This window comes from Cupriavidus pauculus (assembly GCF_002858765.1).
Lineage (GTDB): Bacteria > Pseudomonadota > Gammaproteobacteria > Burkholderiales > Burkholderiaceae > Cupriavidus > Cupriavidus pauculus_B.
On sequence record NZ_PJRP01000002.1, the window covers coordinates 1 to 13,060 of the forward strand.

The window sequence follows — 13,060 nt, forward strand, 5'->3', positions numbered from 1 at the left end:
GCGCCGCGACGATCAGTTGCTGGCCCACCGGCAGGCCCTTCTCGGTCAGCATCGGAAGCAGGTGGGCACCCAGCAGCGATGCGATCACGGCGGTGGCCGTGAAGGCCAGCACCACGGCCCAGAACACGGGCTGGCGCAGCGTGGTGCGCGTGATGCTGGGCGAGGCGGCGCCGCCCAGCGGCGGGCTGGTGTGCGCGCCGGTATGTGAATAGCTGGGATGCACCGCGTAGCGCAACCGGGCATGGAGCGGGGCGCAGATAAACAGGTTCAGCGCCGCGAAGATGACCAGCGTCTCGCGCCAGCCCAGATGCAGCACCAGCCACTGGCCGATCGGAATGAAGATGGTGCTGGCGAAGCCGGCGAACAGCGTCACCTGGACGATCGGCTTCTGATAACCGTCGCCGAACGCCTGCCGCAGCACCACGAAGGCCGGTTCGTAGAGCGTGGACGCCATGGCCAGCCCCAGCGGAATCCACATCAGCAGGAACAGCGCCGGCGACGGGCACCAGGCCCAAAGCAGCAGCCCGATGGCGGCCAGCACCGACCCGATCCCCATGACCTTGCGCGCTGGCACGCGATCGAGCAGCCGGCCCACCGCGAACGAGCACATCGCCCACACCAGCAGCCCCAGCGAGAAACCGCCCGCCAGGAACGGCTTGCCGTAGCCCAGCGAGTCGTTCATCGGGCCGATGAAGACGGTGAATGTGAAGTACAGCGTGCCCCAGCTGATGATTTCGGTGATGCCGAGGGTCCAGACGATCTGGCGGGGCGATAGCGGGGCCGGTGCTGCGGCGGAGTCGGGGGCGGCGGAAGCGGTCATGGCGCGCCCGGCGCAATCGGGGGGGCGCCGGTGGCGGTGCGGTCAGTGGAGCGGAAATTGTATCGGTGCAGCCACTCGCGAGGGAAGGCGCACGCCGGGGGGTATCCAGCCCGATCAGCCGCCCGAATCGACGCCGCCCGGACCGACAGCGTCCGGTGGGCCCTTCAACTCGACGGTGTTGCCGTCGGGGTCTTTCACGTAGATCGACGGCCCCTCGCCTTCGGCGCCGTAACGGCGCTCCACTGGACTGGCATCGATATGATGAATATTAAGATGCCTTAATATTGATTCGACATCGAATCCATCGATAGCATCGATACGCAGGCAGAAATGATCGAGATTGCGGCCCTCCGTACCCGGGCCTGCGCCGCCAGCCTGGCCGATAGGTCCGTCGAGCGATACCAGGTCGATCAGCCCGCTGCCAGCCCGCAACTGGGTGAGGCCGAAGGCGGGCTGTTCCTTTTCCACCGTGCAGCCCAGCACGTCGACATAGAAGCGCACCATCCGCGCGACGTCGGCGGTGCGCAACACCAGGTGGTCGATGCCCCGGATCGCAAGCATGGCGCTCGGCCCGTGCGTGGCTACTTGTGCAGCCCGTCGTACTCGATGACCTTGAGGCTGGCCAGGTCCACGCCGTCCAGGCAGCGGGCGTTCACGGCCGCCGTGGGATTGCCCTGGGGGTCCGTGGCCTCGGAGTACGGCCCGACACCACAGGTGGGGCAGAAGCGGTGGGCGATCTTCATCGTGTTGAAGCGATAGGTCGACGCGTTCTCGTCGGGCGTCTTCAGCCGGAAGTTCGTCTTCGTCACGAACCAGAGCAGGTGGCCGCGCCGGCGGCACATCGTGCAGTTGCATTGCAGCACCTGCGTGAGATCGCCGTCCGCCTCGAAGGCGATGCGGCCACAGTGGCAGCTTCCCTGGTACGTGGTCATGGTGTCTCCGGTTTGCGGGGTGCTTCTATTGGGGCCCGGTCACTGGTCCGGGATCAGCCGCTTGCCCAGACTGACCGCCGCATCGCGGCCATAGCCGAGCCGGTCGTAAAACGCCTGCACGGCTTCATTGGTCTCGCGAACCAGCAGGTTGATCTTCGGGCAGCCGCGTTCGATCAGCAGGGCCTCGGCGTGCGCCATTAGCATACGCCCGTAGCCGCGGCCCTGGAACTCGGGATGCACGGCCAGGTAGTAGACCCAGCCGCGGTGACCGTCGTAGCCGATCATCGCCGTGGCCACCAGCCGCCCGTCCACTTCGCCCACGCGAAACAGCTCGGGCTGGGTGGTCAGCTTGCGCGCGATGTCCTTGTGCGGGTCGTTCCAGGGCCGGGTCAGGCCGCAGGCCTTCCACAGGTCGACAACGGCGGATTCATCGGCGAGGCGGTAGGGGCGGAGCTGCATGGTAGGGCTGTGGGTTTGGTGAACGCACAGTGTAGCCATGGTGGTGGGCGAGGCAAAACGGGCGCCGAAGGGTTTTCTCCCCTCTCCCGCCAGCGGGAGAGGGGAGAAAACCCACAACGATTGATTACGCCGCCTGCTGGCCCGCCTGCGGGTCGCGGAACAGCTTCAGCAGCCGGTCCCACTTGCCGCGCGCGGCCTTGAGGTTGTTGTCCTTCACGTGGCCGAAGCCGCGGATGTCGTCGGGCACGTTGGCCAGTTCCACGGCGGTGCCGTGGTTGGCGGCCGTCAGGCCCTTCGACAACTCGTCCAGCAGCGTCCGGTACTCGCCGATCAGCGCGCGCTCGGTGCGGCGTTCCTCGGTCTTGCCGAAGAGGTCGAGCGCACCGCCGCGCAGGCCCTTGAGCTTGGCCAAGATGCGAAACAGCGTCATGGTCGACGGACCGAAGCGGCGCTTGACCAGGTTGCCCTTGTCGTCGCGCTTGGCCGTGGTCGGCGGCGCCAGCCAGAAATTCAGCTGGTAGTCGCGGCCCGGCTCGCCCTCGAACTGCGCACGCAGCTTGTCGAGGAAGATCGGATCGGTGTACAGACGCGCCACCTCGTACTCGTCCTTGTACGCCATCAGCTTGGCCAGGTTGCGCGCGGCGGCCTCGGTCAGCGGCAACGGCTTGCCGGCGCCCACCAGCGCGCTTTCGGCCGCGCGCACGCGGTTCACGGCATCACGGTACTGCTCGGCGTAGGCCGCGTTCTGGTACCCGGTCAGCAGGTCCACGCGATTGGCGATCAGCTTTTCCAGCAGCGCGCCGGTCGACGTCGGCAGCTTCACCACGTCGGCGCCTTCGGTCTGCGTCTTGAGCTTGCCGGTCAGCGACAGCACGTGATCGGGGTCGTGCGCCATATGGCGGCCCCAGTCGAACGCGGCCTTGTTCTTGTCGACCGACACGCCGTTCAGTTCGATGGCGCGCTCCAGCGCTTCCAGCGTCAGCGGAATCCAGCCCTTCTGCCAGGCATAGCCCAGCACCAGCGGGTTGGTGTAGATCGTGTCGCCCAGCAAGGCCACGGCCAGCGCGCTGGCGTTGATGAAGTCGCACTGCTCGCCCACGGCGTTGCGGATGTCCTGCTCCGCCGACAGGCCCGGGAACTGCCACTTCGGATCCTTGATGAACGCGGCGGTCGGGGTTTGCGCGGTGTTCACCACGGCGCGCGTGCGGCCCGACTGCGCTTTCGAGATGACCTCGTCGGTCGCCGACACGATGGCGTCGCAGCCAATCACCAGATCGGCCTCGCCCATGGCGATGCGCGTGGCGTGCAGGTCGTCAGGCTTGGCCGCGATCTGTACGTGCGACAGCACCGCGCCGCCCTTCTGCGCCAGACCCGCCATGTCGAGCACGGTCACGCCCTTACTCTCCAGGTGCGCCGCCATGCCCAGCAGGCCGCCGATCGTCACCACGCCCGTGCCGCCCACGCCGGTCACCAGGATGCCGTAGGCACGCCGCATGTCCGGCAGTACCGGCAGCGGCAGGTCGGGCAGGCCGCTCGTCGACACGCCGGTGGCCTTGGGCTTGCGCACCTGCGCGCCCTCGGCCGTGACAAAGCTCGGGCAGAAGCCGTTCACGCACGAGAAGTCCTTGTTGCACGACGACTGGTTGATCTGGCGCTTGGTGCCCAGTTCGGTTTCCAGCGGCTCCACGGACAGGCAGTTCGACTTGACCGAACAGTCGCCGCAACCTTCGCAGACGGCGTCGTTGATGAACGCGCGGCGTGCCGGGTCGGGGAACGTGCCGCGCTTGCGGCGGCGGCGCTTCTCGGTGGCGCAGGTCTGGTCGTAGATCAGGATCGTGCAGCCCGGCACTTCGCGCAGTTCGCGCTGGATCGTGTCGAGCTGTTCACGCGGATGCACGGTCAGGCCTTCGGGCAGCTTGATCGCGCTGTTGTACTTCTCGGGCTGGTCCGTGACGATGACGATCTTCTTCGCGCCTTCGGCGGCCACCTGGAACGCGATGTCCTGCACCGACAGCTGGCCGTCCACGGGCTGGCCGCCGGTCATGGCCACCGCGTCGTTGTAGAGGATCTTGTAGGTGATGTTCACGCCGGCCGAGATCGATGCCCGGATGGCCAGCAGGCCCGAGTGGAAGTAGGTGCCGTCCCCCAGGTTGGCAAACACGTGCTGGTCGCCGGCAAACGGCGCCTGGCCGATCCACGCCACGCCTTCGCCGCCCATCTGGCTGAAGGTGCTCGTGCTGCGGTCCATCCAGACCGTCATGTAGTGGCAGCCGATGCCGGCCAGCGCGCGCGAGCCCTCGGGCACGTTGGTCGACGTATTGTGCGGGCAGCCCGAGCAGAACCAGGGCTTGCGCTCGGCGCTCACGCGCGGCGTGGCCAGAGCGCGTTCCTTGGCATGGATGATGGCCAGACGCGAATCGATCCGCGCGCGGATATCGGCCGGCAGGTCGAATTTTTCCAGGCGCGTGGCGATGGCCTTGGCGATGATCGCCGGCGACAGTTCATAGTGCGCCGGCAGCAGCCAGTTGTTCTGCGGGATCGACCATTCGCCGCCCGCGTTGTCGCGCTCATCGAACTTGCCGTAGACCTTGGGGCGCACGTCGTCGCGCCAGTTGTACAGCTCTTCCTTGAGCGCGTACTCCATGATCTGGCGCTTTTCCTCGACCACCAGGATTTCCTGCAGCCCTTCGGCAAAGGCGCGCGCACCGTGTGCCTCCAGCGGCCACACGCAGCCTACCTTGTACAGGCGGATGCCCAGCTGCGCGCAGGTGGCGTCGTCGAGGCCCAGGTCGGACAGCGCCTGACGCGTGTCCAGGTAGGCCTTGCCGGCGGTCATGATGCCGAAGCGGGCGTGCGGCGAATCGATCTCGATGCGGTCGATCTTGTTGGCGCGCACATAGGCCAGGCCGGCGTACCACTTGAAGTCCAGCAGCCGGGCTTCCTGCTCCAGTGGCGGATCGGGCCAGCGGATATTGAGGCCGCCCTGCGGCAGGATGAAATCGTCGGGCAGCTTGATCTGCACGCGGTGCGGATCGAGTTCGACCGACGCGGACGACTCCACCACATCGGTCACGCACTTCATGGCCACCCACAGGCCCGAGTAGCGGCTCATGGCCCAGGCGTGCAGGCCGTAATCCAGGTACTCTTGCACGTTGGACGGGTAGAGCACGGGCAGGCCGCAAGCCTTGAAGATGTGCTCGGACTGGTGCGCCAGCGTGGACGACTTGGCCGAGTGATCGTCGCCGGCCAGCACCAGTACGCCACCGTACTTGCTGGATCCAGCGGAATTGGCATGCTTGAAGACGTCGCCGGTGCGGTCGACGCCAGGGCCCTTGCCGTACCACATGCCGAATACGCCATCGAATTTGGCGTCCGGATACATGTTGACCTGCTGCGAGCCCCAGACCGACGTGGCGGCCAGGTCTTCGTTCAGCCCGGCCTGGAACACGACGTTGTGTGCGGCCAGGTGCTTCTTGGCCTTCCAGAGCGACTGGTCGAGTGCGCCGAGCGGGGAGCCGCGATAGCCGGAAATGAACCCGGCGGTGTTCAGGCCGGTGGCACGGTCGCGTTCCTGCTGCAGCATCGGCAGACGTACGAGTGCCTGCGTGCCGCTGATGTAGATGCGGCCACGCTCCAGCGTGTACTTGTCTTCGAGGGAAACGTTTTCGAGCGCGCGGCGGATGGCGTCGCTGACCGGTGGGGTCAGGGGGGCATTCATATGTGCTCCTCTTTGGGCCCTGCTTGGGGCATGCTGTCGGGATCACCGACACATCATTTATGGGCAGTCGCTCGTGGTCTCTTGTGGAGGCGTGGCGCGACTGTGTCTCTGCGCGGCATGGTAGCACCGGCGTGCAGGCCGCGGTACCGTGCGATGCAGCATAAAACGCGCCAGATACCCCCGTGCTTTCCCGTATACGCCTATGCTGCACGTGTACACTGCGGTGCATCCAAATGGCGCGCGCCGGCGATCGATGATGTCAGCGCGCCACACGCCGGGGGCGCCGACATGGTGCAACCCGGCCCATCCAGAAGAACCGAACATGACCAATTCTCCCCGTCAGGGCGCTACCCTGGCCGTGCTGATCGACGCCGACAACGCGGCGCCCGCCATCGTCGAAGGCCTGCTGGCCGAAGTGGCCAAGTACGGCGTGGCCGCCGTCAAGCGCATCTATGGCGACTGGACGCGCCCGAACCTGTCGGGCTGGAAAGACCGCCTGCTGGCGCATTCGATCCAGCCGATCCAGCAGTTCCGCTACACGGTGGGCAAGAACGCCACCGACAGCGCCATGATCATCGACGCGATGGACCTGCTTTACACGGGCCGCTTCGATGGCTTCTGCATCGTGTCGAGTGACAGCGATTTCACGCGTCTGGCGTCGCGCATCCGCGAGCAGGGCCTGACCGTCTACGGCTTCGGCGAGCGCAAGACGCCCAAGCCGTTCGTCACCGCCTGCGACAAGTTCATCTATTCGGACGTGCTGCGTGGCGACGTGGACACGGATGCCGACGCCGACACCGATGCCGGCACCGCGCCGACACGCCGCCGCAGTTCGCAGGAACTGCGTCAGGACTCGCGCCTGGTACGGCTGCTGCAGAGCGCGTCGCAGGCCGTATCGGACGAAGATGGCTGGTCCACGCTCGGCGGCATCGGCAACTACATCGCCAAGCAGGCGCCCGAATTCGATTCGCGCAACTACGGCTACGGCAAGCTCTCCGAGCTGGTGGCCGCCACCAACCTGTTCGAGGTGGAAGCCCGCAACGGCGGCAACAACAAGACGATCTGGGTGCGGCTGAAGAAGCGCGGCAAGGGTGAAGGCGGCCAACAAGGCGGCCAGCAAGGTGGTCAACAGGGTGGTCAGCAAGGCGGGCAGGCCCAGCAAGGCGGCCAGCCGCAGCCGGTGCAAGCACAGCCCCAGGCCCCGCGCCCGGCACCGGTGAAGCCGGCGCCCGCGCCGCTGCCAGCACATACTGTGGTGCAGCCCGTGCAGCCCGTGCAGCCCGTGCAGCCCGTGCAGCCTGTGGAAACGCCCGCGCCGGTGGTGGACATGGACGCCATTCCCGATTCCGCTCCGGCGCTGTCGGCTGACGAGGATGAGGCCGCCGGCTCGGCCTCGACGCTGATCCCCGAAACCGTGGAAGCCGTCGATGAGGTCCCAGCGCCGCGCGGCCGGCGTGCCAAGCAGCGTCCCGACGTGAAGCTCAGCGAAACGCCGTGGCCGATCGATCAGTCGGTATTCGCAGCGCCCGGCTCAACGGTGCTGGCGGCAAAGGTGACCGCGGAAGTGCCGGCTGCAGTGGCCGAGCCTGTCGAAGCCCCCGTCGATGTCGCTGAAGCATCGCCCGAAGCCGATACGGAAGCCAAGGCCCCCGCCAAGAAGAAGCCCGCCGCCAAGAAGGCCGCCCCGCGCAAGCGTGCGCCGGCCAAGAAGGCGGCCAAGGCTGCGGAATAAGCGTGATAGGGCCAGGATGCGCTGGCCTCTCCCGCGTTGCGGGAGGGGGGAACACCAAGCGGTGTTTCGACCGGTAATGGTTTCCAGGTTTGCTCCCCTCTACCGCTTGCGGGAGAGGGGCCTGGGAAGAGGGTCGGCGTGTGAAGGGTGAAAGCGTAACCGCTAGACCCTACCGCACCAGTTGATTGATTTCGATGATCGGCATCAGCACGGCAAGCACGATCAGCAGCACCACCACACCCATCGTCAGGATCAGCAGCGGCTCCAGCAGGCTGGTCAGGAACAGCGTCCGGCGCTCCAGTTCCTGGGCTTCGCCAATGGCCGCGCGTTCCAGCATCACGGGCAGGTTGCCCGTGGCTTCACCCGAACGGATCAGGTGCACCAGCACCGGCGGAAACTGGTTCTGCGCGGCCAGCGCGCGGGCCAGCGACGCGCCTTCGCGCACGCGCGTGGTGGCGTCGTCGACGTTGTTCTTCAGCGCCACGTTCGTCAGCGTCTCGCCTGCCGCCTGCAGGCTGCGCAGGATCGGCACGCCGGCCGATACGAGGATGGCCAGCGTGCTGGCAAAGCGCGCGGTGTTGTAGCCGCGAATCAGCTTGCCCAGCAGCGGTGCGGTCAGCAGCCAGCGATGCCACGACAGCTTGATGTCGGGCTGCTTCAGCAGGCTGCGGATAATCGCGGAGATCACCGCGATCACGACCACCGCGGCCCACCACCAGTTGCGCACGAAGTCGGACAGCCACAGCATGACGATGGTCAGCGTGGGCAGCTTCTGCTTGGTGTTGGCGAACACGCTGACCACCTGCGGCACCACGTACGACAGCAGGAAGATCACGATGGCAAACGCCACGAACGTGACAATGGCCGGGTAGGTGAACGCCAGACGGATCTTCGACGTCAGCTGGTTGCGGGTCTCGATATAGGTGGCCAGCCGCTCCAGCACCACGCCCAGGTGGCCCGAGTGCTCGCCCGCCGACACCAGCGCGCGATAGATGTCCGGAAAATCCTTCGGATGCTGGGACAGCGCCACGGACAGCGAACTGCCGCCCATCACTTCGGCGCGAATGCCGGCCAGCAACTCGTGTACATACTGGCGTTCGGCCTGGTCGGCCAGCGCACCCAGCGCTTCGTCGAGCGGCAGGCCTGACACGATCAGGCTGGCCAGCTGGCGTGTGAACAGCGCCTGCTCCTGCGTGGACAGCCGTCGCACGAACACGGTGTTGCTGCTGCGCTGGGCCAGGCCGGCACCGGCCAGTGGGTCAACGGTGAGCGGGGTCAGGCCGCGCGCACGCAGTTGTGCGCGCGCCTGCTTGGGACTGTCGGCCTCGATCACGCCGCGATCGGCGCGGCCGGTGGCGTCAGCGGCCTCATAGCGATAGGCGGGCATGCTGCGGTCTCCGCCTTACTCGCGCGTCACGCGCAGCACCTCTTCGAGCGAGGTCGCGCCACTGTCGATCCAGCGCTGCGCGTCGCCGCGCATCGTGTGCATGCCCTTGGACAGCGCCACCTGCTTGATCTCGGATTCCGGCTGCTGGCGATGGATCATGGTCTGGATCTCGCTGTCGACGGTCAGCAGTTCGTACACACCCATCCGGCCCTGGTAGCCCGAATGGCCGCACTTGTCGCAGCCCACCGCATGCCACACGCGCTGCAGCGACTTGCCCTGCGTGTGCAGCGCTTCCGCCTCGGACGGCGTGACTTCGATGACTTCCTCGCGCTTGCAGTGCGGGCACAGGCGCCGTACCAGCCGCTGCGCCAGCACGCCGAGTAGCGACGACGACAGCAGGAACGGCTCGATGCCCATGTCCACCAGGCGCGTCACGGCCGACGCCGAATCGTTGGTGTGCAGCGTGGCCAGCACCAGGTGGCCCGTCAGCGACGCCTGCACCGCGATCTGCGCGGTTTCCAGGTCGCGGATTTCGCCGATCATCACCACGTCCGGATCTTGCCGCAGGATCGCGCGCAGCGCCTTGCCGAACGTCATGTCGATCCGCGGGTTGACCTGCGTCTGGCCGATGCCGTCGAGGTCGTACTCGATCGGATCTTCCACGGTCATGATGTTCGTCGTGTGCGAATCGAGTCGCGACAGCGCCGCGTAGAGCGTGGTCGTCTTGCCGGAACCGGTCGGGCCCGTCACCAGCACGATGCCGTGGGGCTGGCGCACCAGATTGTCGAAGCCGCCCAGCGTCTCGCGCGCCATGCCCAGCTTGGCCAGGTCCAGCCGGCCCGCCTCCTTGTCCAGCAGGCGCAGCACCGCGCGCTCGCCGTGCCCGGTGGGCAGCGTCGATACCCGCACATCCACTGGACGCCCGCCCACGCGCAGCGTGATGCGGCCGTCCTGCGGCAGGCGCTTTTCGGCAATGTCGAGCTGCGCCATGATCTTGATCCGCGAGATCAGCGCGCCGTGCAGCGCCTTCTTGGGCCGCACCACGTCGCGCAGCGTGCCGTCCACCCGGAAGCGCACCACCGACGCCGATTCGAACGGTTCGATGTGGATATCCGATGCCTGCTCGCGCGCGGCCTGGGTCAGCAGCGCGTTGATCATGCGGATGATCGGCGCGTCGTCTTCGGATTCCAGCAGGTCTTCCACGGCCGGAATGTCCTGCATCAGGCGCGACAGGTCGACCTCGCCCTCCACCTCGCCCACCACCTGCGCGGCCGAGCCGTCCTGGCGGTTGTAGGCATCCGACATGGCCGCTTCCAGCGCAGCCGGCTCCAGCACGCGCAGGTGCAGCGCGCCATGCACGCGCGCCACTTCGGCCAGCGCGGCCGGCGACGTCTTGCGGCTGACCCAGACTTCGAGCCCGTCCGGGCGCTGGTGCGCGATCAGCAGCGGGGCCTCGCGCGAGAACGAATACGATACGAGCCGTGCCGCCATCGGCGACGGCGGCTCCAGGGGCGCTTCGGCCCCATTGGCGGGGGTGGCGAGGGTTTCGGTGGCCATGACGATGATGCTCAGCTCTGCGGGGCCTGACGCTTCGCGAACGACTCGTCGTTGAACGACAGCGGCCGCGGCGTCACGGACTGGGGCGCCTGCTGCGGCGCTTGCTGCGGCAACGGTTGCGGCACCGGCTGCGAACCCGACTGGCCAGGCGCCTGGTCCAGCGGCAGCGGACCCTGCTGCAGCATGCCGCCGCGCGGATCCACGAACGGCGTGGTCGGCGCGTTGGCCGGCGGCAGCACCGGCGTGACCGCATCATTGACGATCATGTTAGGCGACACGAAGCTTTGCTGCTGCGTGCGCATGTAGTCGTAGCGGTCCTGCGTCAGGCGGTCGGTGGCGGCCGTCGTGCGCATCACATACGGGCGCAGGAACACCAGCAGGTTGGTCTTGGCGCGGTTCTTGTTCTCGTAGCGGAACAGCGAGCCGATCCAGGGGATGTCGCCCAGCAGCGGCACCTTCTGCACGCCGTCGCCGTAGTTGTCCTCGATCAGGCCGCCCAGCACGATGATCTGGCCGTCGTCCACCAGCACGTTCGTCTCGATCGAGCGGACGTTGGTGGTCGGACCCGACGCGTTGGCGAGCGTGCCGGCCACCACCGACGAGGATTCCTGATAGATCTGCATCTTGACCAGCCCGCCTTCGCTGATCTGCGGGCGCACGCGCAGCGTGATACCGACGTCCTTGCGGTCGAAGGTCTGGAACGGCGTCACCGTGGCGCTGCTGCCGGTCTGCGAATAGGAGCCGGTCGTGATCGGAATATTCTGGCCGATCAGGATCTTGGCCTCTTCGTTCTCAAGCGTGATCAGGTTCGGCGTGGACAGCAGGTTCACGCTGCCATTGGTGCCCAGTGCCCGCAGCAGCGCGCCAAGGCCCAGGGCCTTGTTCACGACGCCAAGGTTCAGGCCGCCCGCCGTGGGCAGCAACTGCTGGATCGCGGCCAGACCGGCGGTCTTGTTCTCGCCGTAAAGCACGCCGGCGGCGGTCAGGTTGACGATATTCTGGCCGCCGGTGCCGAAGTTCGTGCCCGCAAAGCCGGTGACGCTGCCGCCGTTGTTGACCAGGCCCTGCCACTGGATGCCGAGTTCGCTGGCCTGCGTGGACGTGACCTCGACGATCATCGATTCGATGTAGACCTGCGCTCGGCGCGCGTCCAGGTCTTCGATCACGCCGCGCAGGTTGCGGTAGACCGGTTCGCTGGCCGTGATGATCAGCGAGTTGGTCGACGGATCGGCCTGGATGATGCCGCCGGTGGTGGGCTGCTGGTTCACGGCAAACGAGGTCGAGAACGCATTCGAACCGCCGCCCATGCCGCCAAAGCCCGACGAGCCCGAGCTGCTGCGGTTGTAGCCACTGCTGCCGCCGCCGGTGTACTGGCCGCTCTGCGGCAGCGACGTGGTCTGCGTCGTGGCACCCGTGGCGCCGGCGATGCCGCCCGCCTGGCCGCCCTGCGCCGAACTCGTGAAACTACTATCCGCGGCGACGATGGCACGCAGCGTGGCGGCCAGCTTCACCGCGTCGGCGTTCTTGAGCGGCACCACCCAGATATTGCCGGGGCGGGCGTAGGGCTGATCGATCTTCTCGATCAGCTGGCGCGCCTGCTGCACGCGCGCGCGGCTGGTAGCGCGAATGATCAGCGAATTGCTACGCGGCTCGGCCACGACGGTCGTGCGGAGCGAGGCATCCCCGGCCGTCGCGCCGCCACCCGGACCGCCGGCCGCCGAGGGGTCCAGCAGCTTCTGCAGCACCACGGCCGCATCGCTGGCCACGGCATTCTTGAGCGGCACCAGTTCGACCTCACCCGATGCCGGCGCGTCCACGGCCGCGATGATGCGGGCCAGGCGTCGCAGGTTGTCGGCGTAGTCGGTAATCACCAGCGTGTTGTTGGCCGGGTACGCGGTGATGGTGTTGTTCGGCGCGATCATCGGCCGCAGCACCGGTACCAGGTTGTTGGCCGACTCGTAGTTCAGCCGGAACACCTGTGTCACCACCTGGTCGCCGCGGCCGGCGCCGGCGCCGATCACGGTGGGCGAGCCCTGCAGCTTGGCATCGGCCTCGGGCACCACCTTCGTGAAGCCATTGGATTCCACCATCGCGTAGCCCTGCATCCGCAGCACCGAGCCCAGCGTTTCCAGCGCCTGGGCGCGCGACACCGGCTGTTCGGTCACCAGGTTCACGGTGCCCTTCACGCGCGGGTCGATCACGAAATTCTTGCCTGTGGCCTGTCCCACCGCCTTCACCACCGATTCGAGATCGGCGTTGACGAAGTTCAACACCACCTGGTCACGATTGCGCGGCGTGATGTCGTTGGGTTGCGGTACCTGCTGCTGCGGCTGTGCCCACGCCATGGCGGGCGACAGCAGCGACAGGCTGCACAGCAGCGCGGTGGCGCGGGCGCAGACGGTACGAACGAGGCGGGAGTTTGCTTGCGTTTTCATCATCGGTTTCAGGCTTGGGC

The 13,060-nt window shown here is 67.0% G+C and carries 9 protein-coding genes; 1 reads left to right on the forward strand and 8 read right to left on the reverse strand.

Features of this window, described 5'->3' with window-relative positions:
- From CYJ10_RS04750 to CYJ10_RS04770, 5 genes are all read right to left on the reverse strand, one after another.
- The coding region (locus tag CYJ10_RS04750; protein WP_101680425.1) for an MFS transporter at window positions 1-820 on the reverse strand (820 nt) is incomplete at its 3' end.
- 114 nt (window positions 821-934) lie between these two features.
- Window positions 935-1,381 (reverse strand): VOC family protein, encoded by a 447-nt coding sequence (locus tag CYJ10_RS04755; protein ID WP_101680426.1) that lies wholly within the window; start codon window positions 1,379-1,381, stop codon window positions 935-937.
- Between the two features lie 20 nt (window positions 1,382-1,401).
- On the reverse strand, window positions 1,402-1,752 hold the full coding sequence (locus tag CYJ10_RS04760) for a GFA family protein (protein WP_101680427.1): 351 nt from the start codon (window positions 1,750-1,752) through the stop codon (window positions 1,402-1,404).
- A gap of 39 nt (window positions 1,753-1,791) precedes the next feature.
- Complete coding sequence (locus tag CYJ10_RS04765; protein WP_101680428.1) at window positions 1,792-2,211, reverse strand: GNAT family acetyltransferase; 420 nt, start codon at window positions 2,209-2,211, stop codon at window positions 1,792-1,794.
- 124 nt (window positions 2,212-2,335) lie between these two features.
- A complete protein-coding gene (locus CYJ10_RS04770) occupies window positions 2,336-5,929 on the reverse strand; it encodes an indolepyruvate ferredoxin oxidoreductase family protein (protein ID WP_101680429.1) in 3,594 nt (1,197 codons plus the stop codon).
- A 322-nt stretch (window positions 5,930-6,251) separates the two neighbouring features.
- On the opposite strand from CYJ10_RS04770, the gene CYJ10_RS04775 reads away from it, so the two are divergent.
- Window positions 6,252-7,661: an NYN domain-containing protein gene (locus CYJ10_RS04775; protein ID WP_101680430.1), complete on the forward strand. Its 1,410-nt coding sequence runs from the start codon at window positions 6,252-6,254 to the stop codon at window positions 7,659-7,661.
- A 169-nt stretch (window positions 7,662-7,830) separates the two neighbouring features.
- Here the strand turns inward: CYJ10_RS04775 and gspF are convergent, their stop codons facing one another.
- From gspF to gspD, 3 genes are read right to left on the reverse strand one after another with little or no spacing between them, the layout of a single operon-like run.
- Complete coding sequence (gene gspF, locus CYJ10_RS04780) at window positions 7,831-9,048, reverse strand: type II secretion system inner membrane protein GspF (protein ID WP_101680431.1); 1,218 nt, start codon at window positions 9,046-9,048, stop codon at window positions 7,831-7,833.
- A gap of 15 nt (window positions 9,049-9,063) precedes the next feature.
- Window positions 9,064-10,605 carry a type II secretion system ATPase GspE gene (gspE, locus tag CYJ10_RS04785; protein ID WP_374703228.1) on the reverse strand — a complete coding sequence of 514 codons (1,542 nt, stop codon included), beginning with the start codon at window positions 10,603-10,605 and terminating at the stop codon, window positions 9,064-9,066.
- Window positions 10,606-10,616: 11 nt separating this feature from the next.
- A complete protein-coding gene (gspD, locus tag CYJ10_RS04790; RefSeq protein ID WP_101680432.1) occupies window positions 10,617-13,040 on the reverse strand; it encodes a type II secretion system secretin GspD in 2,424 nt (807 codons plus the stop codon).
- Between the last annotated feature and the right edge of the window lie 20 nt (window positions 13,041-13,060).